This is a genomic window from Barnesiella sp. An55 (assembly GCF_002161555.1).
GTDB classification, from domain to species: Bacteria; Bacteroidota; Bacteroidia; order Bacteroidales; family Barnesiellaceae; genus Barnesiella; species Barnesiella merdipullorum.
The window spans coordinates 12,238-39,026 of the sequence record NZ_NFHZ01000021.1 but is presented as its reverse complement, the minus strand read 5'-3'; the positions used below and the strand labels follow the sequence as shown (position 1 = coordinate 39,026).

22 protein-coding genes are annotated in these 26,789 nt (G+C 52.4%); 8 read left to right on the top strand and 14 right to left on the bottom strand.

The features are described from left to right. Positions 1–185: 185 nt before the first annotated feature. From gltA to B5G10_RS11745, 5 genes are all read right to left on the bottom strand, one after another. Entirely contained in the window at positions 186–1,664 is a 1,479-nt protein-coding gene (gltA, locus tag B5G10_RS11765; protein WP_087424931.1) for an NADPH-dependent glutamate synthase, read from the bottom strand. Positions 1,665–1,687: 23 nt separating this feature from the next. Further along, entirely contained in the window at positions 1,688–2,479 is a 792-nt protein-coding gene (locus B5G10_RS11760) for a sulfide/dihydroorotate dehydrogenase-like FAD/NAD-binding protein (RefSeq protein ID WP_087424930.1), read from the bottom strand. 348 nt (positions 2,480–2,827) lie between these two features. Beyond that, entirely contained in the window at positions 2,828–3,982 is a 1,155-nt protein-coding gene (locus B5G10_RS11755; RefSeq protein WP_158098823.1) for a DUF6359 domain-containing protein, read from the bottom strand. Positions 3,983–4,029: 47 nt separating this feature from the next. Next, positions 4,030–5,052 (bottom strand): DUF5689 domain-containing protein, encoded by a 1,023-nt coding sequence (locus B5G10_RS11750; protein WP_087424928.1) that lies wholly within the window; start codon positions 5,050–5,052, stop codon positions 4,030–4,032. 18 nt (positions 5,053–5,070) lie between these two features. Next, entirely contained in the window at positions 5,071–8,085 is a 3,015-nt protein-coding gene (locus tag B5G10_RS11745; RefSeq protein ID WP_087424927.1) for a carboxypeptidase regulatory-like domain-containing protein, read from the bottom strand. 527 nt (positions 8,086–8,612) lie between these two features. On the opposite strand from B5G10_RS11745, the gene B5G10_RS11740 reads away from it, so the two are divergent. Then, on the top strand, positions 8,613–9,674 hold the full coding sequence (locus B5G10_RS11740; RefSeq protein WP_087424926.1) for an endonuclease: 1,062 nt from the start codon (positions 8,613–8,615) through the stop codon (positions 9,672–9,674). Between the two features lie 90 nt (positions 9,675–9,764). On the opposite strand, the gene B5G10_RS11735 is transcribed toward B5G10_RS11740, so the two are convergent. Then, positions 9,765–10,607 carry a T9SS type A sorting domain-containing protein gene (locus B5G10_RS11735; RefSeq protein ID WP_087424925.1) on the bottom strand — a complete coding sequence of 281 codons (843 nt, stop codon included), beginning with the start codon at positions 10,605–10,607 and terminating at the stop codon, positions 9,765–9,767. Positions 10,608–10,829: 222 nt separating this feature from the next. On the opposite strand from B5G10_RS11735, the gene B5G10_RS11730 reads away from it, so the two are divergent. Next, complete coding sequence (locus B5G10_RS11730) at positions 10,830–11,747, top strand: transporter (protein ID WP_087424924.1); 918 nt, start codon at positions 10,830–10,832, stop codon at positions 11,745–11,747. A 100-nt stretch (positions 11,748–11,847) separates the two neighbouring features. Here B5G10_RS11730 and rmuC read toward each other — a convergent pair whose 3' ends face one another. Continuing rightward, positions 11,848–13,224: a DNA recombination protein RmuC gene (rmuC, locus tag B5G10_RS11725; protein WP_087424923.1), complete on the bottom strand. Its 1,377-nt coding sequence runs from the start codon at positions 13,222–13,224 to the stop codon at positions 11,848–11,850. Between the two features lie 89 nt (positions 13,225–13,313). After that, positions 13,314–14,180: an SGNH/GDSL hydrolase family protein gene (locus B5G10_RS11720; RefSeq protein ID WP_087424922.1), complete on the bottom strand. Its 867-nt coding sequence runs from the start codon at positions 14,178–14,180 to the stop codon at positions 13,314–13,316. A 176-nt stretch (positions 14,181–14,356) separates the two neighbouring features. Here B5G10_RS11720 and B5G10_RS11715 point away from each other — a divergent pair, with 176 nt between their 5' ends. Beyond that, the gene (locus tag B5G10_RS11715) at positions 14,357–14,830 is read left to right on the top strand and encodes a DUF695 domain-containing protein (protein ID WP_087424921.1); all 474 of its coding nucleotides are present in this window, start codon (positions 14,357–14,359) and stop codon (positions 14,828–14,830) included. A 110-nt stretch (positions 14,831–14,940) separates the two neighbouring features. Here B5G10_RS11715 and B5G10_RS11710 read toward each other — a convergent pair whose 3' ends face one another. The 3 genes from B5G10_RS11710 to B5G10_RS11700 all read right to left on the bottom strand — a co-directional run bounded on the left by B5G10_RS11710 (position 14,941) and on the right by B5G10_RS11700 (position 19,260). Next, complete coding sequence (locus B5G10_RS11710; RefSeq protein ID WP_087424920.1) at positions 14,941–15,675, bottom strand: YebC/PmpR family DNA-binding transcriptional regulator; 735 nt, start codon at positions 15,673–15,675, stop codon at positions 14,941–14,943. A gap of 42 nt (positions 15,676–15,717) precedes the next feature. Then, positions 15,718–18,177 (bottom strand): phenylalanine--tRNA ligase subunit beta, encoded by a 2,460-nt coding sequence (gene pheT / locus B5G10_RS11705; protein WP_087424919.1) that lies wholly within the window; start codon positions 18,175–18,177, stop codon positions 15,718–15,720. Between the two features lie 138 nt (positions 18,178–18,315). Further along, on the bottom strand, positions 18,316–19,260 hold the full coding sequence (locus tag B5G10_RS11700) for an RluA family pseudouridine synthase (RefSeq protein WP_087424918.1): 945 nt from the start codon (positions 19,258–19,260) through the stop codon (positions 18,316–18,318). A 285-nt stretch (positions 19,261–19,545) separates the two neighbouring features. On the opposite strand from B5G10_RS11700, the gene B5G10_RS11695 reads away from it, so the two are divergent. From B5G10_RS11695 to B5G10_RS11685, 3 genes are all read left to right on the top strand, one after another. After that, positions 19,546–20,205: a phosphatidylserine decarboxylase family protein gene (locus B5G10_RS11695; protein WP_087424917.1), complete on the top strand. Its 660-nt coding sequence runs from the start codon at positions 19,546–19,548 to the stop codon at positions 20,203–20,205. Between the two features lie 6 nt (positions 20,206–20,211). Further along, positions 20,212–20,913, top strand: coding sequence for a CDP-diacylglycerol--serine O-phosphatidyltransferase (pssA, locus tag B5G10_RS11690; protein WP_087424916.1), 702 nt, complete (start codon positions 20,212–20,214; stop codon positions 20,911–20,913). A gap of 61 nt (positions 20,914–20,974) precedes the next feature. After that, positions 20,975–21,238 (top strand): DUF4834 family protein, encoded by a 264-nt coding sequence (locus tag B5G10_RS11685; RefSeq protein WP_087424915.1) that lies wholly within the window; start codon positions 20,975–20,977, stop codon positions 21,236–21,238. A gap of 85 nt (positions 21,239–21,323) precedes the next feature. On the opposite strand, the gene B5G10_RS11680 is transcribed toward B5G10_RS11685, so the two are convergent. The 3 genes from B5G10_RS11680 to B5G10_RS11670 form a co-directional block, all read right to left on the bottom strand. Next, positions 21,324–21,758, bottom strand: a complete 435-nt coding sequence (locus tag B5G10_RS11680; RefSeq protein WP_087424914.1) for a hypothetical protein — start codon at positions 21,756–21,758, stop codon at positions 21,324–21,326. Between the two features lie 131 nt (positions 21,759–21,889). Then, complete coding sequence (locus tag B5G10_RS11675) at positions 21,890–23,359, bottom strand: aminoacyl-histidine dipeptidase (protein ID WP_087424913.1); 1,470 nt, start codon at positions 23,357–23,359, stop codon at positions 21,890–21,892. A gap of 24 nt (positions 23,360–23,383) precedes the next feature. Continuing rightward, positions 23,384–24,424 carry a lysylphosphatidylglycerol synthase transmembrane domain-containing protein gene (locus tag B5G10_RS11670; protein WP_087424912.1) on the bottom strand — a complete coding sequence of 347 codons (1,041 nt, stop codon included), beginning with the start codon at positions 24,422–24,424 and terminating at the stop codon, positions 23,384–23,386. Positions 24,425–24,561: 137 nt separating this feature from the next. Between B5G10_RS11670 and rsmA the strand changes: the two genes are divergently transcribed. Both rsmA and mgtE read left to right on the top strand, forming a co-directional pair. Further along, entirely contained in the window at positions 24,562–25,347 is a 786-nt protein-coding gene (rsmA, locus tag B5G10_RS11665) for a 16S rRNA (adenine(1518)-N(6)/adenine(1519)-N(6))-dimethyltransferase RsmA (RefSeq protein ID WP_087424911.1), read from the top strand. A 66-nt stretch (positions 25,348–25,413) separates the two neighbouring features. Next, entirely contained in the window at positions 25,414–26,763 is a 1,350-nt protein-coding gene (gene mgtE / locus B5G10_RS11660) for a magnesium transporter (protein ID WP_087424910.1), read from the top strand. Positions 26,764–26,789: the final 26 nt, after the last annotated feature.

Genomic DNA, 26,789 nt, shown 5'->3' with positions numbered 1-26,789 from the left:
TTCGGTGATCATAGCGATTATTGTTTGTAATTCTTTGTAATTCAGTACTATAAAGATACAACAATTTTCGCTAATCACCAAATTTACAAACACTTACAATTCGTCGAACTCACGTTAAATACATAAACGAAGAGCCACTCTCGATTTTTGAGAGTGGCTCTTCGTTTACAATCAACATGACATTTTTATGCCCCCTGCCGTTTCTGCAAAGCCTCATGCATGGCAGCGGCAGCCCGACGACCATCGCCCATGGCCAAGATTACAGTAGCGCCACCGCGCACAATATCGCCCCCGGCATAAATATCGGGGATAGACGATTGCAATGTATCGGCATTGACCACAATCGTACCCTTGGGTGTTACCTCAAGTCCGTTAATAGCATTGGGGACCAGCGGATTGGGCGACACTCCCACACTCACAATCACCTCGTCAATATCGACCGTTTCAATTGCTCCGGGGATGGGCACGGGCGAACGGCGTCCCGAAGCATCGGGCTCACCCAAGGTCATCTTCTGGAGTCTCATTTGGCGCACACGACCCCGCTCATCACCTATATATTCGACAGGATTGTGCAAGGTAAGGAATTCTACCCCTTCTTGCTTGGCATGGTGTATCTCCTCTTTACGGGCAGGCATCTCCTCCTCGGAACGCCGATAGACAATCATCGCCCTGTCGGCACCCAGCCGACGGGCCGTACGCACCGAGTCCATTGCCGTATTACCGCCGCCAATCACAGCTACCCGATGTCCTTTATATACCGGGGTATCACTCTCGGGATTGGCCGCATCCATCAGGTTCACCCGCGTGAGGTATTCGTTGCTCGACATCACACCGTTCAGATTCTCACCAGGAATATTCATGAAGCGGGGCAAACCAGCACCACTGGCTACCATGATACCTTTGAAACCCATCTCGTGCAGGTCGTCATACGAGAGCGTCTTACCCACAATACAGTCGGTCATAAACTCCACCCCCATGCGACGAAGGCTATCAATCTCGACATCGACGATGCGATTGGGAAGGCGGAATTCGGGAATACCATATTTCAACACACCACCAATCTCGTGTAGAGCTTCAAAAACCGTAACCCGATAACCCCGTTTTGCCATATCGCCGGCAAACGAGAGGCCACACGGTCCCGAACCTACCACAGCAATCTTGATGCCGTTGTCGGGCTCCATCTCGGGAAGAGCCACCTCGCCCGAAGCCTGCTCATAATCGGCTGCAAAACGTTCGAGGTAACCAATTGCAATCGGTTCCTTCTTCAGCTTTTGCAGATAGAAACACTTCGACTCGCACTGGCGCTCCTGAGGGCACACACGGCCACACACAGCCGGCAGAGCACTCGTCTCCTTGAGTGTGCGGGCAGCCGACAAGAAATCGCCACGCTCTATATTCTTGATAAACTTGGGAATGTTGATACCCACCGGACATCCCGTCATGCAGAGGGGCTCTACACAATCGAGACAGCGCGTAGCCTCCAACACAGCCTGCTCGCGGGTAAGGCCTCGATTCACCTCTTCACGATTGGTCACCCGGTAAGCCGGGTCGAGTTCGGTCATCTTCACCCGCGGGATATCGGTACGTTCCTTGGCTTTTTTACTTTTACGGAGTTCTTCTCTCCACTGTTCGGCACGTTGTGCCAGTAACTCTTCCTTATTCATACGCTTAGCAACACTCCTCCTTTTTATTCCACATCTTTATACGACGACAAGCGCATAAGCATCTCATCAAAATCGACCTGATGCGCATCAAACTCGGGCCCGTCGATACATACAAACCGGGTCTTGCCTCCCACCGTGATACGGCAGGCGCCACACATGCCGGTACCATCGACCATAATCGTATTGAGCGAAGCTACCGTAGGGATATTGTACTTCTGGGTCAACAGCGAGACAAACTTCATCATCACGGCTGGCCCTATGGTTACACACAGGTCAACCTTCTCGCGCTTGATTACCTCCTCGACCCCCTGGGTTACCAATCCTTTTTGGCCGTACGAACCGTCGTCGGTCATCACAATCACCTCGTCGGAGTGCTCGCGCATCTGCTTCTCCAGAATAATCAACTCCTTCGTACGGGCCGCCAATACCGTAATCACCCGGTTACCGGCCGCCTTCATCGCCTCGACAATAGGCAACAGCGGGGCACAGCCCACACCACCGCCACAACATACTACCGTACCGAAGCGCTCGATATGGGTAGCTTTGCCCAACGGGCCCACTACATCGGTAATGTAATCGCCTGGATTGAGGGCGCACAACTTGGCCGACGACTTGCCCACAGCCTGTACCACCAGCGTGATGGTCCCGGCCTGAGTATCGGCCGAGGCTATTGTGAGCGGTATGCGCTCACCCTTCTCACCCACCCGCACAATTACAAAGTGACCCGCTTTGCGAGCCCGGGCAATGAGAGGAGCCTCTACTACCAATTTTACAACTTTCTCAGAAAAATGCTCTTTCTCTACAATTCTATTCATTGATATATCTTTATACTCTTTTCTCCCTCAAAGATACCAAAAAGCTTCGGTCGAAACAAGGATTCCCAAGGCTACCGACAACCAAATTTTATCTTATTTCATGCAAATATGACAATTTTTAATTTAATACACTGTTTTCATGCAATTTTTATCGCTCCATTCTTCCCGGTTGCAGACCGACAGCTCACAACGCGACATCACGCAATACCGACAGGGATACCCGCAAAAGAGAATACTAACCCAAAGTGCCCCACTCTCTGCCCTACGCATCAAGGTACAGAGGAACCGTCAAAAAAAAGAGAGCCACTCGTGTGAGTGACTCTCTTTACTATGCGATATAATCAACGATTATTCACCTACTTTGTAAGCGGAAATCTCACGGATTCCGGGCAGACCGAAGTTGGCTTTCTTCAAACCTTGAACATAGATGGCCATACCAATACGATCGGGGTTATCCTCCAGTTTAGCCTCGTTTCTCAAAGCCTTGGCAGCATCGGTATCATTCAGTTTCACCAAGAGACACTTCGTACCGTCGGTTTCATTGGCATCGTCGGCGATGAATACCTGGCTGTAACCCGTGAAGGCAGCAGCACCGGCCCATTCGATATCGCCAGCCGTTTGAGCCTCTTCAAACGATTCGTAGAAAGTCTTCGAAGGGTTGTTTTTGATGCAACCTACGATGTGGCCTTTTACGGCAAACGTAGAGTTGTCGGCTTGAGTCAGAGCCTCGGCTACGGTAATAGCTTTCGACCAGTCCACGTCGGGAGTAGGCTCGGGAGTATCGCCACCGCTCTCACCCATGTAGTGCTCTACTTGAGCGCGACCAAAGGCGAAGTCGTCGATGCAGTAGGTCGTCGAGTTGCTGTTACCGCCTTGTGCTACATAACGGAAACCGATGTAAACGATGTCGCCCTTGCCTTCGAGGCTGATGTCACCCGAAGCTACCCAGCCTTTGAAGTTACCACCGGGGTTAGTCGAAGTAGCCAAAACCGGATTCAGTTTTTCTTTGCTCGAAGCGTTCGATTTGGGCTCGTTGAGCACATATACCTCGAGCGACGAAGTGCTTTGCCAGTAAGCGCCCTCGCTGTAGAACGAGAATACTTTGTTGGCAGCATCTTTCACATTCAAGGCAGGCGAAAACATCCACAACTCATAAGTTTTGCCAGCATTCTTGTCGCTGCTGTCGTGAGCCGTAGCCTGAATGTATTTTTCGGTTATACCCGTCGAACTGCTGGTAAAGGTCTTGCTTTGCCAAGTGCGGTCGTCATCGACAGGCGAAACGATTTCGTGCGTCCAACCCGGGCAGAGGTCGTTGATGGGGGTGTATTGAGCCTCGATGTTGTTGAACTGATAAATCGTATCGGTAATTACGACAGAAGGAGTCGTAGTAGGTCCTCCAGTACCTCCACCCAAGCCGGGGAGTACATCGTCATCGCTGTTCGAACAAGCGGAAAATCCGGCAACTGTCATAGCTGCCATAAAAATCCATGCAAATTTTCTCATTTTTTTCATACTTAAATTTATTTGAGGTTGTTGTATTAATCTTGTGATTACTTGGGAAATTCAAAACCTTCGAGATCGGCAAAGGGATTGTCGAGCGAACGAATGGTCAATTGCCACGATCCGGCATAGGCCTCGTTGTCCTGGAACCATCCCACGATAGCCGTGATGTCGCCCCGATTGTCCGATCCAAATACCGGGAGACGACGATCGGCAAAGCGGGCATATTCGCTGGTCGAGATGCTTACGCTCGTGGTGTTGCCGCTATCGTCGGCAATCTCACGCGAGCGGGGGAAGCCGATATTATACTTCTTGCTGCTGTCGTAGGTAGCCGGAGCAAATGTGGGGTTTTGTCCATATTTGGCCAAGGCAACCGTCACCCCCTGTCCGTCGGTGGGGAAAGGTACTACCTCGTCATTCAACTTCTCGCCATCGGAATCATAGCCGGTGAAGTAGGCATTCTTGATTTTTACAATCTTGAAGTAACCATATTTGTCCAGCTCGGTAATCTGTTTCAAGGTCATCTCCTCGACTACGATTTTCGAGGGATCGGGATTACCTATCTTCTGGATATGTTTCATGGCCAGCGTGTAGGGAATACGACCCGGCTCTTCACGTATCTTGTTGTCGTTGCGATATCCGCGCACACCCAGTTGGGGAGCACCGGCATAGCGGCCCAATACCAATCCGTTGCAACGGATGGCTACCACCTGACCGATGGGAAGCATACCCGACAGACTGCCGGCATCGACCGATACCTTCAGGCATGTGTGGTCGTCTTCGAGACTTTGGATGACAAAATATTTATACACGTTGCCGGCACGATCGTCGGTGATGATGCGGCCTCGCACCACGATATCGTTGGGCGAGTCGATCGTGTCGATCGTAAACAAGCCGTCTTTCGTATCAAAGTTTTCGATAAGGTCTTTAATGGTCACCGTCTGAGCCCAAGCCTCGGCACTACCCTCGGGAACGGTGGCTATCTCTTCGGGTATGGCATCGAACTCTTTTTCACATGCCGTAAACATCGCCAGGGCGAACAGTACGGCTCCGATATATTTCAATTGTTTCATATCTCTTGAGTTGTTTGATTAAAATTTGAAACCTATGTTGAGGAACATATTGAAGCCCCAGGCATAATAGTATTTGTTGGGGAATTTATCGACCGATTGAATATCCTTGGTCACGCTCTTGTTGTCGCGGCTTACACGACCCTGTTGGTAACCGCCGGTTATCATGCTGGTGTTGTTGAGGATATTGTTCAGGCTCAGGTTGATGTTGAGCTGTTGCTTACGGTTGTTGAGGTAGATGAGTTTGCCCACCGAAGCATCGAGCATGAACCCGCCCTTGAGTTTCTCTTGCGAACCGATCATCTCTTTCTGGTTGTAGAGTTTGACAATGTCCGAACCGTCGCCGCCCGACAGGTTTTGCAGCAGCACCGGTTTTCCGGTATTCTCGTCAAAGCCCCATACCATCGAGGTCTGTCCGTTCTTGTCGATACCGATGATGCGGTAGCCGTTGTAATATTGCTCCAGACCTACCTCATTGGGATACCGGCCACCATACATGTTCATGTGGGTGAAACGCGAGGGAGAAAAGTCGAGGTAGTTGTTGTCGAAGTACGACAGGGTAACATCGGCAAACCACATTTTGGGGTGGAAGTAGTCGATGGTGATGCTGGCAGCCAGTTGCGGGCCGTTGCTCACGTGCAAACCCTCGGTATATACCCGCTCGGTATAGTCGGTCGAGGGAGCGCGACCATCGACAATCACAGGCAACTGCTCGGTAAAGAGGTTCATGCCGTTCTCGGCGCTCATCGTACCCCAGCAGTTGTTGGTATATTTATAGCTGGCATAAGTACCGGCAGCCGATACCGTGAAGCTGTTGTTGAGTTTCACACTCACACCGGCCTCGACACCCATGTGGCGTTTGTTCACGCCCGAGAGGGTGTGGTTTACATAGGTACGGAACTCGTCGTGGTAGTAACCCGAGCTCTCTACTCCGTCACGGAACTCGGTGAAGAATGCCGTTACACGACCTTTTACTACCGAAGTATTCAATTGATAGGTGAGGTCGCCCGAGAAGACCTTCTCCGATTTCAGGCCTCTGATCTGCGTATCCTTCACACGGGGAGCCACATAGGAATAACCGGCCAACGGGGCACGCGTCTCAGCCAGAGCATTGAACGACAAGCGGTTGTGACCATCTATCTTATAGACAATACCAGCCTTGATACTGGGATCGACAAAGTATAACTGCTTGCCGAAGCCTTTTGACTGGGCACCGACTACCTCGGCACGACCGTTACGCATCAGACCTTCGCGTTGGAACGAAGAGTAGGACAAGCGGGCAGCATAGTAGATGTCGAACAACGGCAGTTTCCAATCGTTTTGGGCAAATGCCGAAGCCTTAATCACATGCATATTATAATTGTAGCCAAACACGTCGCCTTTACGCACGGCCCGGTTGGGATTGTCCACATCGTTTTGGATAATCACCAGATTGTCGGTAAAGTCGCGCTCGGCAAACTGATCGATATCGATCCACTGGTTACCACCCAGCAGGTCGTCAACCGTTTTATAGTGCATACCCTTGGCATACTTGGCTTCGATACCGGCCGTCAATTTCAGTTTGCTGTTCAGCTGATTGGTGTAGAGGAAGTTCAAGGGAATTTCCATCAAGTCGTTGTGGCGGCGCTCCAGAATATATTTGGCGCTACCGTTGGGATTCACCACATTGTTGGTGTAGTTGGCACTGTACATGGCATCCCAGTTGATTTGGGTAATATCGGGATCACCGGCCCGCCACATATCGGCCAGTTGGTTGGCCAGGTCTTTGTTCACCTGTCCGTAGTAGGCATTGTACACATCGTCGGGACCATTGACGCCCAATTGATAGTATTGCCAGCTGGGCAGGTTACGGTAGTAGTCGGGACGAGGGTCGGGCGCATTGTAGAACGAGATGGCCGAGTTGCTGTACAGACTGTAATGGAAACCCAAACCGGCAGCCAGGTTGCTGCGGTCGTCGATTTTCCAATCCCAGTTGAAAATGGCGGTGGGGTCGTAGCTGTGTACGATGCGCGAGTTGCGCTTCTCGCCGTTCTGGTAACCCCAGTAAGGGTTGTAATAGATACCGCGGTAGTCATACACCTCTTGCGAAACGGCGGCCGATTGTGCCCGTTTGGTAGGAGCGCCAAAGGTCGTCAAGGCAAAACGGTGATTGTCGAGCACCTTTTCGGCAGCGAGGAAGTAGCCAAACGAATTGTAGAAGGTACCCTCGGTGCGACCCTCGTCGGCCCAACGGTAAACAACCGATCCCGTAAAGGCCCAGCCGTTGTCCATGATACCGGTCGAGTGGATGGCCTGACCGCGCAGTTTGTAAGCCCGGTTGGTATAGGCGGCATTCACATTGGTACCGGCGGCATAGTTGGTGGCACGAGTATTGATGTTGGTCGTTCCGCCCAGCGAACCGTAGGCATAGCCCGGCATCTCGAGACCGTTCACGGCATCTTTGTTGCGCATGGCGTTGTTCAAACCACCCAGACTCGAGTAGTTGAAACGACCGCGCTCCAAGTCGTTGAAATTAACCCCGTTGATATAGGTCGAAGACTCCCGTTGTTCATAACCACGCACGTTGAAGCGCATGGGGCTGTAAGAGTAGCTGGCAGCTTGCAGATAGACATCGTCGGCTGCACCCGACAGATACGAAGCCGATTGGGAAGCAGCGCTGCCCTCTTCGTCGAAGAACGACTCGTCGAGTTCAAAGACATTGTCTTCGAGAGCCTGTTGATTGAGCGACTCGTCGGCTCGTTTCTCGTTCAAAGACATATTCAACGTATTGTCTCCCTTCGTTACCTCATAATCGACGCTTTGGGCTTTGTACTCGTCCGATGAAAAGACAACCGACACAGCGCCTTCGCGCACATTTTTCAGTTCATATTTACCATCGAGATCGGTAACTGCCGACGACTTCCGTATCGTCACTTTTACATTCGCAATAGGTCTGTTTGTTTCATAGTCAACAACAGTGCCTCTCACTATCGCCGCCTGCACTAAGGCCGGCACAAAGAGAAGCAATGCCATTAATAACCATAGTTTACGATTCATTACATCAAAAGGTTTAATTATATACTGTATTATCTGTGTATTCACTATCCTAATCGCGTCCCGTCCCATACTCAAAAATAGGAGGGAAAGGAATTTGCAAATTAAAAGATTATTTTTCATTAAACAAACTTCTGCGAAAGGAATATTTATTACAATCGTGTTAAATTATAACCGCTTAGCGACACCGTTTCACAGACATTTTGTAAGCAAAAGAGCTAAATAAGCTAAAATTCAATGGCTTAAACTGTCACTCTGCCATTTTGTACCTCAACGACAAGCCTCCCACCCCATGAAGTTATTCGAGAACGAGCCTTCATTTCCCCACGGCATGGAGCGAGACTTCAGATTCAGCGCAAGCCACTCATTTCCAATCGGTAAAAGTAGATATACACCCGTCCATCCCATATACCTGTTCCATTTGTAGCAGAGATTTATTCCCAAAAATTTCGCTTATTTGGCAAATTAAACTATCTTGCAGCCCATTTAATCCAAATTGAAATCACAAAAACAAAAATTCTACACAAGCTATGAAAAAAATAGGACTGCTGCTACTTGCCGTATTTTTGTTGGGCTCGACCGTTTCGCAGGCTCAGGCTCCGAAGAAACATTTTGCCATATACGCCGTAGCCTTCTACAACCTCGAGAACCTGTTCGACACCATCAACGACCCGGCTATCAACGACGAGGAGTTTACCCCCTCGGGCTCTTACCGCTGGGGCGGATTGAAATACCGCAACAAGTTGCATAACCTGGCTTTTGCCATCAGCAACTTTGCCACCGACAACACCAGCCCCTTCAAACTGAAAAACGGCCCGGCCGTCATTGGTGTATCGGAGGTGGAAAACCAACAGGTACTCGAAGACCTCATCCACACCGGTGAGCTGGCCAAACGCAACTATGGCATCGTGCACTACGACTCGCCCGATCGCCGCGGTATCGACGTGGGTCTCATCTACGACAAAGACCAGTTTACCGTCGAGTCGAGCAGCAGTGCCCGCCTGTATGCCAAAGAGTTCCCCGACCTCATCACCCGCGACCAACTGGTCGTTTCGGGCCGACTGGCCGGCGAGCGCGTGCACTTTATCGTGAACCACTGGCCCTCGAGACTGGGTGGTGAGAAACAGTCGAGCCCCAAACGCGAAGCTGCCGCAGCCCTCACCAAACACCTGGCCGACTCGCTGCTGGCTGCCGACCCCAACTCGAAAGTAATTATCATGGGCGACCTCAACGACGACCCCAAGAACAACAGTTGCAAAGAGGTGCTGGGTGCCAAGAAAAAACAACAGGAGGTGAAACCCGGTGGGTACTTCAATACCATGTGGGAGATGTATGACCGGGGTATAGGCACACTGGCCTACAACGGCGCGTGGAACCTCTTCGACCAAATTATCATCTCGGCCAACCTGGTGGGCAAAGACCGCTCGACCTTGAAGTATGTACGTTCCGAAGTATTCAACCGCGACTTCCTCAAACAGAAAGAGGGCAAATACAAAGGCTACCCCCTGCGCACCCATGCCGCCGGTGCCTATCTGAACGGATATAGCGACCACTTCCCCACCCTCATCTATCTGGCTAAAGAGGTGGAATAAAACCGAGAATCACACCTTGTTAATAATAGAACAGAAGGAGCCGCAGTATCCCTGCGGCTCCTTCTGTTTTGTATCTTATGGATCTCCCCACTACAACGCTACCCGGCGAGCTACCCGGCGGCCGCCCGACGAAAGGGCCACGATGTAGATGCCCGAGGGATAACTGTCCACCGGAATCCACACCCGAGTCTCATCGCCCGGATAGTCGCACCAAAGCACACGGCCCGAGAGGTCGAGCAGCTCAACCACGTCAAACTCGCCCTCGGCACAGACAACCTCGAGCCTGTCGCCCTGACGGGCTATACGCCAGCTGTCGCTGTCGATTTCGTCCACCCCACTGTAACAGGGATCGTTCACGGCATCGGCCGTTGCATATTCGATTGTACCATCAGGCGCCTTGGCATAGACGAGCCTGTCTTGCGTATCGAGACCTCCCTCGCCCGCCGAGCATCCCGGCCGCAACCAGTCACCCTCTTCTACGCCCAGCCCCTCGATCCACAGCACGGCATCGCCGGTCCAGAAACGTTGGCGCAACGTGTTGCCCACCTCGATGGTATCGATCTTGCTGATGGTCGAGTTCACCTGTGTCTGAGTCATCCAGTCGAAGTGGGTTACCGTCTCACCCACCTGGGCCCCAAAGTCATAAATGAGGTATTCGCTGCTGTACAGACTCTCAACCGGCATGAGCGACTGGTTGAAAGTGATATAGACCCGCTTGTCGGCCTCGCGCACAAAAGCGAGATTCTCGTCTTCGGTCGCCTCGCAATGCTCAAAGGTATAGAATTTCTTGTACGACTCGCCACGAACTATGGTATCGCCCTGGATGAGATTGCGATAATAGCTCTGCCCGAAAAGCTGCATGGAATAGCCCCACTCGGCACCCTCACGCACCAGAGGCACATAGGTGTATTCGGCCGACAACAGAGGTGTCACCGAACATAATAAAAAAGCAAATAACGTGATTTTTCGCATAACTATACTATATTTAGATTACATCGAGACAATGTTGAGTAAATGTAGTCGATATTCTCGAGAATCCTTATTTTTATCGTCCCTTTTTATCATTGGGCTTTAAACTCTTTTCAAACAAAAACATTGCGTTTATCGCAGGTTTGGCATTACTTTGCAAAAAATTCGAGAAAAGAGGTACTACTCATGTCACCCAAAGCAAAGACCTATATGCTGCCCACGGCCATGATTGCCGGGAGTATTGCCGGTTGTCTGTTCCCCAGCGCCACCATCTACTGGGCCACCCTGTTGGCTCCGTGTCTCATCTTTGCCATGCTGCTGGTCACCTACTGCAAGATTTCCATCAAGGAGCTGAATATCAAGCCCCTGCATTGGGGACTTTTGGCCATACAGATTGTCGGGGGACTTATCGTTTTCGGAGCCCTCTACTTTTGGGACCCCATTATTGCCGAGGGTACCTTCATCTGCCTCTTCTGCCCCACGGCTACCGCAGCCCCCGTCATCACGGGCATGCTGGGCGGCAGTGTCTCCACGCTGGTCTCCTACAGTCTGGTGAGCAACCTGGCCGTGGCATTACTCTCACCCCTCATCTTCTCGTTCATGGGGGTACATGCCGACATTTCGTTTTTCGACTCCTTCCTCATTATTTGCAGCAAGGTATTGCCGCTGCTCATCCTGCCGCTGGTCATCGCCCTGGTGCTGCAACGCTTCTTCCCCCGCATACACAACGAATTGAAAAACCGGCAAGCCCTATCGTTCTACATGTGGGCCATATCGCTGTTTCTTGTGGTAGGCAAGGCGGTCACCTTCATCATCGAGCAGGGATGGGAGTCGGTACCTTTCGAAATTGCTATTGCACTGCTCTCGCTCGTGGCCTGTGTAGGGCAGTTCTATCTGGGTCGTAAAATCGGCGGGAGATATGGCGACAAGATATCGGGAGCCCAGGGACTGGGCCAGAAAAATACCGTGTTGGCCATCTGGATGGCCCTCACCTACCTATCGCCCATCACCTCGATAGGGCCGGCCTCGTACATCATCTGGCAAAACAGCATCAACAGTTATCAGCTCTATCTGAAAGAGAAACGCGCAGCCGCCGGTCGATAACGGCAACCCCGCCATCGGCTACGAAGGCCACGCCTCAAGATTCCATTCCAAAAGATTGTGCCGGGGGGGGTGAAAAGCGCCCGGCAACCACTTGCGGGGTTCAATCTGCCGACTCATCATCACCGGTCGTTGCCGGCAAATTCTTCTTGGCCTTTACGCCCATCCCCTTGAGTTTCTCGACTCGGCCTATCAGGTTGCCCGTGCCGTTCTTCAACTTCTTCATAGCCTCGCCATAGGTGGTATTGGCCGTGCCCAACGCCTTGCCTATCTTCTCCATATCCTCGACAAAGCCGGCAAACTTGTCATACAGTTTACCCGCCTCATCGGCTATATCGATGGCATGGCGCGTCTGTTTGTCGCGCTGCCACAAGTCGGCCACCAGTTTCAACGCAGCAATCAGGTTCGTCGGACTCAACAGCAACACCCGCCGGTCATAGGCATACTGCCACAGCGAGTGGTCGGCCTGCATGGCGGCCAGGTAGGCTGCCTCGTTGGGGACAAACATCATCACATGGTCGCCCTTGCCCACATAGTCCTGATAGCTCTTGTTGGCCAGTTCGTCGATATGTTTCCTGACCGAGGCCAGATGCTGTTTCAACGCCGCAGCCGCCTCCTCGGGAGTCTCGGCATTGACATAGTTGACATAGGCCGTGAGCGACACCTTCGAGTCGATGACCATCTGTCGGTTGTCACCGCCCGGGTAGCGGATAATCACATCGGGACGCATCTTGCGGCCCTCGGCACTCTGTATCGTGTGACCCTCGTCGTCGCGCAACGTCTCCTGGATGAAATACTCGCGGTCCTTTTCCAGCCCCGACTTCTCGAGAATACTCTCCAGAATCATCTCGCCCCAGTCGCCCTGTATCTTCGAGTCGCCCCGCAACGCCTGAGTCAGCTGCTTGGCCTCTACCCCTATGGTTTCGCTACGCTCCACCAACTCCTTGATCTGCTCCTTCAGCGAGAATCGTTCGCGGGCCTCGCTGCTGTAAGTCTCCTCGACCGTTTTCTTGAAACCTTCGAGTCGCTCCTTCAACGGGTTGAGTACCTCGGCCAACCGCTCCCGGTTCAGCTCCGAGAAGCTCTTCGATTTCTCTTGCAGAATCTCGTTGGCCAGCACCTTGAACTCGTTGTTCATCTCCTGGCGCACCCGCTGCACCTCCTGCTTCTGCACCTCCATATTCTCGGCAAGCACCTGGTTGCGGGCCTGCAAATCGCCCTTCTCGCGGTTGAGTCTCTCCCGCTCCCGATTGGCGACATCGAGCTGTGCCTGCAACTCGGCCAACCGCGACGTGCAACTGTTTACCTGAGCCTCCAGCACGCCATTGCGCACCTTCAGCTCGGCCACTTCGCTCTCGCGCACAGCATCGCGTGCGGCCTGGGCCTGTTGCCACGACTTGCGACGCGAGTCATACACCACAAAAAATACAACGGCAGCCACACACAGAGCCACCACGATACCTATCAATATTCCTGCCATAATCGTACTCTCTTTTTTATTCCTTAGCTCCTACTTCTCCCACCGAGACAGTCGCATCGAGACGAGAAAAAATCGGCATACCCGAATCGTCACTCGATATTGAACCAGGCCAAAAACCGTTGTGCAATCTTCTCAAACCCGCTATTCCCGGGATGAGAAGCGATACCCGTGTCGGTCGTTATCGTCTCGTATCCTTGCCAGGTCAAGGTCTTGGTCTCGACATCATCGCTATAACCGGTCACCTGCACAATGGACGTATAGGCTTTCCCTCCCAACTTGAAGTCGATTTGCAAGCGATTGTCGGGGAGTTGCGTATAGCTGGTATAGCTCAACGATTGAGTGGTCGGTGTCGTGCGAGTCACCACCATACCTATCGAGCTGCAATTCTCGGTCGTATGGATATCGTTTATGGCAATAAAGGAGACATCGTATTGATTGCAGGCATTTTTTATGGCCTGGATCACCTCATTCGAGACATACCAGCCATACATCCACACGATGCGGGCCTGCGGTGCCACCTCCTTTATCGTAGCAATCAGCTCTTTGGCTCCTTGCTCAAAGACCGATTTCTTGCTCGGGGTATTTACGTTATCGCCAATCTGGATCACGACCAAATCCAGGTCGTCGCTCAGCACGGGGCGCAAAGTTTCCTCAATCCACGAGAGCTGTTGGCTTCGGGTTTCACAAGCCTCGAGCCCCACCCCGGCTAATTTCACCCCGGTATATGCCGGGTTGACCAGCAGGAAGTGCTGCTGTATGATGTAATAATAGTCGTGCTCCAGGTCGGTAGCATTCATCCCGAACGTGCCATTACCCAACAGTAACGAGTTGCCTATAAACAAGGCTTTATCGGGCACTTCAATTTTGACGGTTGGCTCCTGGTCGGCAGACTTGTCGCACGATACCCAGGCAAACGAAAATAGAATAAGAAATATGCAGCAGGTAAAATATCTCATGTGTCTGTTATTTACCAATTTTCCAACAAAGATATAGAATGGAGCGAACAAAGGCAAACGAAAAAGCCCTTTCCTGCACAAATATGCTGCGTCGAGCCCCCACAAACCGGAGCGAAATTTCTCCATTCTCACTTTTATAATTACATTTGTACACGAAACACACAAAATTCCAGCGTATGAAATTAGGAGACGTATGGTTCTCGGCCATTGCCGAAGCCGAAAACAACGACCACATGATTATCGTTTCGGGCCGCACCGAGATAGAGCCGTTCATCCAGTCGGGCAAGTTCAAGGAACGGGTCGAAATCACCTGGAAATACGAGCCCGACAGCAAGGGTATGCCTCACGAAGAGACGGGCGAACTCATGGAGAAGGCGCAATTTGCCTTGAAACAGGCCATGGAGAAAGACAAACTGGCCATCTTCACCGGTATCTACACGGGCGATGGCGAGCGCACCTGGGTATTCTATACCCGCAACATCCCCGCTTTCGGGCGCACCCTCAACGAGGCGCTCGAACCTTTTGAGACACTGCCCATCACCATCTACACAGAGAAGGATCCCGAGTGGAACGAATACCGCGAGATGTGTGAATTGAAGGGCCAGGACGACACCGAAGCCGACGAGGCCGACGATTGTCCCGAGGAGTAGCCCTGCCCCCTCGCATCGGGCCCCTACCGTCGTATCGATGCCACCCAAATACGAAGGGAGAGTTTGACAAGTCAAACTCTCCCTTCGTATATATGGCTTGAACGGGACGATTACTCCTCGTCCTCTTCGTCGTCTTCCTTCATGTTGTGGAATACGTTCTGCACATCCTCATCCTCTTCGAAACGCTCGATGAGTTTCTCAATCGAGGCACGCTGCTCGGGAGTTACCTCCTTCACGTCGTTGGGGATGCGCACAAATTCGGCGCTGATAATTTCGTAGCCAGCCTCCTCGAGGTGATGCTGAATGTTACTGTTCTCGGGGAACTCGCCATAGAGTACAATCTCCTCGTCGTCGGCCTCCAGTTCATCGACACCATAGTCGATCATCTCGAGTTCGAGATCCTCAAGCGACACGCCCTCTTTGGGTTTGATGTGGAACACACACTTGTGGTCGAAGAGGAACGAGAGGCTGCCGGTCGTACCCAGCGAACCACCGGCCTTGTTGAAGTAGCTGCGCACGTTGGCTACGGTACGGGTTGTATTGTCGGTAGCGGTCTCGATGACCATGGCGATACCGAAAGGCCCATATCCTTCATAAACTACCTCTTTATAATCACCGGCATCTTTCGACGAAGCTTTCTTGATAGCCCGTTCTACATTCTCTTTAGGCATATTGGCGGCCTTGGCATTCTGCACCAGCACGCGCAGGCGAGGGTTGGCATCGGGATCGGGACCGCCGGCTTTTACGGCAATAGAGATTTCTTTACCAATCTTCGTAAACGTACGGGCCATGTTGCCCCAACGTTTCAATTTTCTGGCTTTACGATATTCAAAAGCTCTTCCCATAAAATAATTTTATCTTTTACTTTTATTTTTGTTAGTACTGAATCATCTCAACTGAGCCTCCAACTTCTGTTGCAGATTGGCGATTATCTTGTGCATGATAGCGTCGATCTGCTTGTCGTTGAGGGTCTTGTTCTCGTCTTGCAACATGAAGGTAACGGCATACGACTTCTTGCCCTCGGGCAGGTTCTTACCCTCATACACGTCGAAAAGGTAAACCTCCTTGAGCAGCTTGCGTTCACTCTCGCGGGCCACCTTCTCGATATCGGCAAAAGCTACCGAGTTGTCAACCAGCAGCGCCAGGTCGCGCTTCACAGCCTGGAACTTGGGCAGATCGCTGAAGAGTACGGCGTGCTTGGCAGCCATCTTCATCAGGGCATCCCAGTTCAACTCGGCAAAAGCCACATCGGCATCGATATCGAAACGTTTGAGTATCTTGTGCGACACGAGACCCATCTTACCGAGCAGCTTGCCACCCCGGTTGCTGTAGGTGAGCGCTACCGAATAGACCTCGTCGCTCGTCTGCACGGCCATTACATCGCCGGCAATACCCAGGCGGACAAAAATATTCTCGACATAAGCCTTCATCTCATAGACCGTCGATTTCTCATCGGGGTGAGCCCAGCTGCCCTCTACCCGATTTCCGGTAAGCCACAGAGCAAAATGCCTCTCCTCGCTGTATCCCGAGAGAATCTTTTCGTCGTTGTGTGCCTCGGGGTTGAAGTAGTAACAGTTGCCGTTCTCGTAGAACCGCAAGTTGGCCCGACGATGGTTGATATTGTGCGAGATGCTCTCCAAACCGCCAAACAGCAGCGTCTGGCGCATCACGTTCAAGTCGTTGCTCAACGGGTTGAGCAGCGATACGCAATGGGCACGGGGCCAGCATTGCAGGTCGTCGTAGTAGGCCCCGCAAGTGAGCGAGTTGTTCATAATCTCGTTGAAGCCGCAACCGGTAAGTTGCTCCGAAACCAAATTCAGGAACTGGTGAGCCTGGTCGGTCGGGGTCTTGTAGGAGAGGCTCGAGTGTATCCGGTCCGAAATCTCCACATGGTTGTAGCCATAGATGCGGAGCAAATCTTCTATCACATCGACATCGCGCTGTACATCGACCCGATAGGTAGGAACTCGCAGGGTGAGCTCGCTCTCGGTCTCGCCCACGATTTCGATTTCGAGGCTGCGCAAGATGTTCTTTACCGTATCGGCAGGGATGTGCTTGCCAATGAGCGTATCGATTTTCTCATAAGTCAGAGTCACAGGGAAAGGAGCTACGGGCGAAGGATAGATATCGACGATGTCGCCGCAAATCTCGCCGCCGGCCAACTCTTTCACCAGCATGGCTGCCCGCTTGAGGGCATAGAGCGTGTCGTTGGGATCGACGCCCCGCTCGAAACGGAAGGAGGAGTCGGTATTCAATCCCTGCCGACGGGCCGTCTTGCGCACCCAGGTGGGGTTGAAGCAGGCCGATTCGAGGAAGATGTCGGTCGTCTCGGTGGTTACCCCCGATTTCAAACCACCAAATACACCGGCAATACACATGGGCTCCTCGGCATTGCATATCATCAGGTCGTTGGCTGTCAAGGTACGTTCCACCTCATCGAGCGTCACAAACTTGTCGCCCTCTTTGGCCGGTTTCACAATCACCTTGCCCCCCGCAATGCGGTTCAGGTCGAAGCAGTGGAGGGGTTGACCCGTGCCATGCAGCAGGTAGTTGGTGATATCGACCACATTGTTGATAGGTCGCAGCCCGATAGCCGACAGGCGTTGCTTCAACCAGTCGGGGCTCTCGGCCACCTTCACGTTGCGCACCGTCACGCCGCTATATCGTATGCAAGCCTCGTGGTTCTCCACCTCGACGGCTATGCCGCCATCCTTGCGGTCGATGGCAAAACCATCTACCGACGGGCGGTGCAGACCGCCGTCGTGTCCCCGGTGAGCCAGATAGGCTGCCAGGTCGCGGGCTACACCATAGTGCGAAGCGGCATCGATGCGGTTGGGGGTAATGTCAACCTCGAGAATGTAATCGCTCTTGATATTGTAATACTCCTTGGCAGGAGTACCGGGTTTCACAGGCTCGGGCAGCACGATGATACCGTCGTGCGAAGTACCTATTCCTATCTCGTCCTCGGCGCAGATCATACCAAAGGACTCCACACCGCGAATTTTCGATTTCTTGATGGTAAAGCTCTCGTCGCCGCTATACAACACGGTACCCAGCGTGGCCACCACCACATACTGGCCGGCAGCAACATTGGCGGCGCCGCACACGATTTGTGCAGGCTCGGCCTCGCCCAAATCGACGGTAGTGATATGCAGGTGATCTGAGTTGGGATGGTCTATGCAAGTGAGTACTTTACCGATAACCAGGCCGTTGAGGCCTCCTTTTATCGCCTGTACCTCTTCGATGCCGCCGGTTTCGAGGCCGATAGAGGTAAGAGCAGCCGAAAGTTCCTCGGGAGTGAGGTCGAAGTTTACATAATCTTTCAGCCAATTATACGAAATATTCATAATGAACCAATTTTATCTTCAATCTATCGCGTTCGAGAGAAGCGTGTCGGAAAGGCTCCCCCCGAAAAATTTTGCCAAAGTTAATAAGAAACTGTTTAAAAGCCAACCGGTCTAACGATTTTTCGCCCGCGACCCGTTCTATTTCTCCTCGGCGGCCGGGGCGCCCGGTCCTGCGGTAATCGACAGGAAGCGAGGTGGTATGGGCGTTTCGAAATTCATCTCCTTGCGGGTAACCGGGTGAGCAAAGCGCAACTTATAGGCATGCAGGGCCACACGTCCCAACGGGCTGCCGTGAGCGCCATACTTGCGGTCACCGGCAATGCTGTGCCCCAGGTCGTGCATGTGGACTCTGATTTGGTTCTTACGCCCGGTGGCCAGGTTGAGCTCGACCAGCGTAAAGTGGTTGTTGCCGCTCAGCACCTTGTAGCGGGTGATGGCCAACTGCCCCTCCTCGGGATTGTCGGTCGAATAGACCTGGAAGACCGAGTTCTCGGCCAGATACGAGCGCACCATACCCTCCTTCTGCTCCATGGCCCCCTCGACCACAGCCACATACTTGCGCTCCAGCACCATGTTGTGCCAGTTGTGTTGCAGTTGCTCCTGTATGCCCTTGCTCTTGGCAAACATCATCAGCCCCGAAGTGTCGCGGTCGAGCCGATGCACAATAAAGAGTTTGTTATCGGGGTTCTGCGATTTCACATAGTCGCTCAATATGCTGTATGCCGTGCCGGTCTTGATGCGCTCGGTTGACATCGACAGCAAGCCGTAGCCCTTGTCGATAACCAGGATATACTCATCTTCATATACCAACCGCAAACGGTTGTGTTTAAAGGTACTGAACCCGGCCTTGAAATTGATTTTCAGCTCGTCGCCGGCGTGCAGCACCGTGTCGAACTGAGTAACGGGCATATCGTTCACCGCCACTTGACGATGAGCGAGATACGATTTGACAGTTGTGCGGCTCTTGTCACCAAACAGCGAGAGCAGATAGTTGAGCAACGTATCGTCGTGCTCGACTTTGAAATGCTTGATATCTTTGTCGGAGAACCTGCGGCGAGGCCGTTTATCGGAAGGTTGACGCATAGGATTTCTTTTTTTGCGATTTTTGTCGTGCAAAGATAGTGCAAAGCTGCCGCAAAGACAAACATAACCTACTCTTTTATACGCATCCGGCCCGTTCACAGCCCTGTACTCCCCACCATCTTGCAACCCCTACCGCCCCGGAAAACGTTGCCCCACATCTGCGGCCACCCTATCAATCTCGTCCTCAACCCATACTATTTACAGAAAAAAGAATCTTTATTTTTGTCGTTCCATAAATAACTATTACCTTTGCTCGCTGCATCCAAACCATGTTAAAAAATGAGAATGAAGATACACCGCGAAGGTAAAAATATACTCGTCATCTTATTTATAGTTCTACTACTCCTGAACTTACCGATTTACATGTGGGTAAAAATCGCCTGGCTGGCTATTTTCATACACCTTGTATCGATTGTATTTTTCCTTTTGGTAGTCAACTTCTTCCGCTCCCCGAAACGTCGTTTCAAGGGCGACCGCAAAAATGTGGTTGTGGCACCGGCCGACGGTGTGGTTGTGGTACTCGAAGAGGTTCTGGAAGATGAATACTTCCACGACAAACGCATGCAGGTCTCGATCTTCATGAACATCTTCAACGTACATGCCAACTGGTTCCCCGTAGCCGGCGAGGTGCTTCATGTGAGCCACCAGCAGGGCCGATTCATGGCAGCCTACCTGCCAAAATCGAGTACCGAAAACGAACGCTCGACCATCGTCATCAAAGCCGAGAACGGCCAGGAGGTACTGGTACGCCAAATTGCCGGAGCCGTGGCCCGTCGCATCGTCACCTATGCCGAGGTGGGCGACCAGTGCCAAATCGACGAGCACATGGGATTCATCAAATTCGGCTCTCGTGTGGATGTATATCTGCCGCTCGACAGCGATATCAAAGTGGCTCTGCACGACAAGACCATTGGCGATTTAACCGAAATTGCCCGTCTAAAATAATACACGATGAACGTAATTGTCAAGAACATCCCCAACAGCATCACCTGTCTGAATCTTCTCTCGGGATGCTTCGCCTGCATCTTTGCGTTTCAAGGCAAATATGACTGGGTAGCCCTGTGCATAGGACTATCGGCCCTCTTCGATTTTCTCGACGGCATGGCCGCCCGACTGCTGCACGCCTACTCTCCCCTGGGAAAAGAGCTCGACTCGCTGGCCGACCTCATCAGTTTCGGGTTGGCTCCGGGCTTGATGGCCATGTACTTCATGGCTCACGACAGCGTGTTCCACGGCTTCGACAGCGAATATCAATCGTGGTGGGCTTTGAGCGCACTGCTCATACCGGTATTCTCGGCTTTGCGACTGGCCAAGTTCAACATCGACACTCGTCAGGCCACCTCGTTCATCGGGTTGCCCGTACCGGCCAACGCCCTCTTTTGGATAGGCATCTGCCAGGCCGGCCTGCACTTGCAGAGTCCCGTATGTGGCTATGCCATCGTGGCGCTGGTCATTATCTTCTCGTGGCTACTGGTATCGGAGATTCCCATGTTCTCCCTCAAATTCAAGAATCTGAAACTGAAGGAAAACTATCTGCGCTATCTCATACTCGTGGCTGCAGTTCTCTTCCTCTCCCTGTGGGGGTTGGCTGGTCTTGCCGCCACCATTGGCCTGTACATTATTCTGTCGCTATTGACAGCCCGCAAGTCGTAAAACGACAAAACGGAACGATTTTTGTTCCCTATGGGAATATAACCCTAATATAGTATCGATTATGCATTTGGCTTTTCTGCTACTGATAATACTTTTTATCATCTTCTTTGTTCCCCTGTTGGCCCTCATCCAGATGGTCGTTCGCTTCATTGCGCGTCTCTTTTTCGGGAAACGGGAAAATACGACAGGAGGCTATTTCGGCCGACAAGGCGGCAACCGATCGCAAAGCGGTCGCACCACCTGGTACACCAGCTCCAAGCAGAGCAAGAAAAAGATAGACAGCTCGGAGGGCGAATATATCGACTTCGAAGAGATAAAAGAATAACAAAGAGAGACCCGGGCGTGAAACCCGTCGAACAGGTTCCGCCACAGCCTCTCTTCCATACCTTTGCTGCGGTTTGTAACAACCGCTATTTTACCGACAGAATTTCATCGACGATAAAGTTGCTGTATCCCCGCCAGGGCAGTACACCCAGATACTCGTTATACCTCAGCTCGACGTGTCGCCCGCTCATGCGCATGAGCGAATCTGCCAAATTGGCATCTTCGACCGAAAAGACAAACTGATTGGATTGCACCGAGCCCTGCCCCGACGTGCGAAATCCCTCCATGATGAGTATCCCCTCGTAGGTCTTGAACACATATCCCTTCTTGACCACATAGTTGAGGGTGCCGGCCTTTACGCCCGTACCGAAGACAAAATAGTAACGCACATACACAAAGGCACCCGCGGCCAGCACAAGCACGGCAAGTGTTATCCACAGGAAGCGACGCAGCGACCGGCGCTTCGGCTGCCCCGACTCTCGACTCGTGCGAGGCTCTTTTATCTCTGTTTCGCTATTCATTTCATTCTCCTTTTTCACCTACCCGACCGGCCATCCGGCCGAGTTCACATTCATACCTAAAACCATATTCCAAACAAAAAAGCGGTCGATGCGACTTTTCGCATCGACTGCTTTTAGCAAATATTATCGGTTCAACCCTTTACGGGGATATTCTCCAAAGCGGCCACGAGCAGTTTCCAGAACGTCTCGACCGTAGAAATCTCGACCTTCTCGTTGGGCGAGTGCGGGTGCTTGATGGTGGGCCCGAACGAAATCATGTCGAGGCCGGGATAATTGGCTCCTATGATACCACACTCGAGACCGGCGTGCATCATCTTCACCTGAGCCTCACGCCCGGTTACCTGCGGATAGAGGCGTTTCATGAGGTTGAGAATCTCGGACTTGAAGTTGGGTTCCCAGCCGGGATAAGCGCCGTCGAAATCGACACGGGCACCGGCCAGTGAGAAGGTGCTCTCCAGCTCCGAAGCCAAAGCCCGTTTCATGCTCTCGCTCGAGCTGCGCACGAGAATCTTCACCTCGATATACCCCTCGGAAGTACGCACGATCGATAGATTCGACGAAGTCTCCACTACGTCGGGAGCGTCGGGAATCATGCGATATACGCCGTTGTGGCAGGCTACGATGGCGTTGATGAGGTCGTCCTGTATCTCCTCGGGCAGAAGGCTATGCGGCAAGGCCGTCTCCTCGGCCGTGAAGGTCATGTTCTCCTCGATAAAACCATACTCCCGTTTCAGCGTGGCGGCAAAGTCGTTGACGGCATCCATGAAATCGTCCTTGTCCTCGGCCAAGATAGTCACCACGGCCTCGGCCTCGCGCGGTATGGCATTGCGCAACGTACCGCCGCTGTAACTGGCCAACCGGGCCTCATACTCCGACACGGCCTCTTTCAAGAAACGGAACATCTCCTTGTTGGCATTCATGCGTCCCAGGTGAATATCCACACCCGAGTGGCCACCGTGCAAGCCGCCCAAGATCAGCTTCACGGCAATTTCGTTGGGCGCCGGCGTGTAGGGCTCCTCCTTGTAACGGAACTCGATATTCACATCGACACCGCCGGCACAACTCATATAGAGCTCGCCGTCCTGCTCCGAGTCGGTATTCAGCAAAATCTCGCCATGCAGTTCACCCGGTTCCAGCCCGATAGCGCCATACATGCCCGTCTCCTCGTCATAGGTAAAGAGGGCCTCGAGGGGACCATGCTTGATATCCTTCGATTCGAGAATGGCCAGAATCGAAGAGATACCGATACCGTTATCGGCACCCAGCGTCGTCTCGGTAGCCATCACCCAATCCCCATCGACACGAGGCAATATGGGGTCGGTCTCGAAATTATGCTTGACCGATTTGTTGGCCTGAGGAACCATATCCATGTGCCCTTGCAGAATAACCGGCTTGCGGTTCTCCATGCCGGGAGTCGCCGGCTTGCGAATGATGACATTCCCTGCCTTGTCGTGGATGGTTTCCAATCCCAACGAACGGCCTACACCCATGATGTACTCGGTAATCTTGTCGAGATGTCCCGACGGACGGGGAATCTGACAAATCGCCTGAAAGTGTTTCCACACAGCCTGCGGCTGAAGAGATGTGATTTTGCTGTCCATAGTAATTATATTTTAATCCTTAAATTAAGGGCGGTCCGACTCGGGAATCTCCGTCACAATATCTTCCACGACCCGTTCGCCCCGGGGTTTCTTTTTATCGCACGCCATCGAAATGAAGGCATATATTCCAATCAATACGATCAATACCATTTGCGAACCGTGGGCCACAAAGGCAAAGGCTCCGGCCTCGTTGCCGGTTATGCCGTAATAAGAGAGCCCGGCGATTACCGCCAGATGCCACGGCCCGATACCGCCCTGCACGGGAAGGCCCATGCCCAAACTGCCCAGCACATACAGCAGCAATACGGCCGGGACCGTCAGATGCGACGTACTGGGGAAAGCAAATATACACAAATATAATTGCATAAAGTAGCAAAACCAAATAAAGAGCGTATAGAAAATAAACTGGAACTTGCCATGCATGGTCACAATCGAAGCAAAACCGGCCCACACGTTGGCCATGAGCCCCCGTATGCGCTGCACGAAACGGCTCTGGCTATTGGTGCGGAAAAACCACACCACGGCTACGATACAGAGCGCTATACCCACATAGAGCCACACCGACGTGAGCACCCCCCTCACACCGGCCTCGATCGAGGGATTCTCGTCGAGAAAGCGAAGGAAGGGTTTCATCTGCATGAAAAAGACCAGCAGCGTGAGCAACGCCACCATCACCGTGTCGGAGAGACGGTCCGAAACCATCGACCCCAGCACTTTGCTGAACGAGGCCTTCTCGCGCTGAGCCACATAACCGCAGCGCCACACCTCACCCAACCGGGGGAAGAGCAGATTCATGGCATACATCCCAAAGATGGCATTGACCAGAACCCGCATCGAGGGGTTTATCTGCAATGCACGCAGTTGCAGCCGCCAGCGCAAGGCCCGGGCTATATGGCTGAAGACGGCGACTCCCATCGAGAGTACCACCCAGAAATAGTTGACATCGGTTTTAAGGATTTGGAATATGGTCTCGACATCCAGTTTTTGATATACATACCAGAACAACCATACACCGCAGAGCAGAGGAAGCAGATATTTTACAATATCGCGGATTATCCTTTTCAATTTTCCCGTTTTAAAAATTTATTATACCTTTGTATGCCGCAAAGATAAAGGTTTATCTTCAACTTTGTAGCGAACGGAGGCACGAAAAATCTCCGCTGTAAGAATTTTATTGACTCACAACTGAAACGGGAACCTTCATGAGCTACACGGTCAAACCCAAGAAATCGCTGGGACAGCATTTCCTCACCGATTTGAACATCGCCGAGGCCATTGCTGCCACGCTTGACGCCTACAAGGGGATGCCCGTTCTCGAGGTGGGTCCCGGCATGGGAGTACTCTCCCGCTATCTCCTCGACAAAGGCCACGACCTCACGGTGGTCGAGCTCGACCCCGAGTCGGTCGAATACCTGCAAGACCACTTCCCCGAACTGCGCGGTCGCATCATCGAAAAAGACTTTCTCAAGCTCGACCTCGCACAACTCTACGACGGGCAGTTCTGTGTCATAGGCAACTATCCCTACAACATCTCGAGCCAGATATTTTTCAAGATACTCGACTATAAAAACCGCATACCCTGTTGCAGCGGCATGATTCAGAAAGAGGTAGCCGAACGCATGGCCGCCCCTCCCGGCAACAAGACCTACGGGATACTGAGTGTACTGATGCAGGCCTGGTATGATATCGAATACCTCTTCACCGTTCCCGAACACGTGTTCAACCCGCCGCCAAAAGTCAAGTCGGCGGTTATCAGGATGACCCGCAACCAAGTCGAGCAGTTGGGCTGCAACGAGCAGCTGTTCAAACAGATTGTCAAAACAGCCTTCAACCAACGACGCAAGACCATGCGCAACTCATTGAGGAGCCTGGTGGGAAAAGAGTGCGAAGTCCTGTCCGACCCCATTTTCGACGAACGCCCCGAGCGCCTGTCGGTCGAGCGGTTCATCGCCCTCACCAATCTGTTAGAGAGTTATATCATCCAATAAACAAACTGCCGGAATACCGTCGCACGCCCCACCCTGTTCCGGCCTCAAACCCAAGGAGGTAGAAACATGGAAAAGTTTACTCCTGAATATATACAGAACGTTCAGCAAATCATCAAGAACGACGAGAAAGACAAGGCTCGCGAACTGCTCAAAGATTTGCACCCCGCCGATATTGCCGAACTGTACCAGCAGCTCAACCTCGACGAGGCCGAGTATATCTACATGCTGCTCGACGGTGAAAAGGCGGCCGACGTGCTGCTCGAGCTGGACGAGGACGATCGCAAGAAGATGCTCAAGCAACTGCCCAGCGAGGTCATTGCCAAGCAGTTTATCGACTACATGGACTCCGACGACGCCGTGGACCTCATTCGCGAAATGGACGAGGACGCCCAGGAAGAGATTCTCTCGCACATCGACGACGTGGAACAGGCCGGTGACATTGTCGATCTGTTGAAGTATGACGAGGACACCGCCGGTGGTCTCATGGGCACCGAGATGGTGGTCGTGAACGAAAACTGGAGTATGCCCGAGTGCGTGAAACAGATGCGCATCCAGGCCGAAGAGTTGGGCGAACTCTACTACGTCTATGTGGTGGACGACGACGACCGGCTCAAAGGAGTCTTTCCCCTCAAGAAGATGATTACCAACCCCTCGGCCTCCAAGATTAAACACGTCATGCGCAAAGACCCCGTATCGGTCAAGACCGACACCCCCATCGAAGAGGTAGCCGTCACCTTCGAGAAATACGACCTGGTGGCCGTGCCGGTAATCGACAGCATCGGGCGGCTGGTGGGACAGATTACCGTCGATGACGTCATGGACGAGGTGCGCGAACAGTCGGAACGTGAATACCAGTTGGCATCGGGTCTTTCGCAAGACGTCGAGTCAAACGACACCGTCTTCACCCAAACAGCGGCCCGGTTGCCATGGCTGCTCATCGGCATGTTCGGCGGTCTGGCCAACTCGGTAATCCTGGGCAACTTCGAGGCCAACATCGCCCGTAACCCGGCAACGGCCCTCTTCATTCCCCTCATCGGTGGTACCGGCGGGAACGTGGGCATACAATCATCGGCCATCGTCGTGCAGGGCCTGGCCAACGGCAAACTCGACATGAAATCGGCCGGCAAACAACTGTTCAAGGAGTTGGGCGTAGCCCTCATCAATGCCTGCATGATTTCGCTGCTTGTCTTTGTCTATAACTGGTTCTTCCTCGACAACATGGCCACCACGATTTCGGTATCACTCTCGCTCTTTGCCGTCGTGATATTCGCCTCGATATTCGGCACCCTCGTGCCCCTCACCCTCGAGCGTTTCAAAATCGACCCGGCCATAGCCACGGGGCCCTTTATCACCATTACCAACGACATCATAGGCATGCTCATTTATATGAGCATAAGCTATATGCTCACTGTATAAATGGGATAAACCGAAATTTTTTGCAC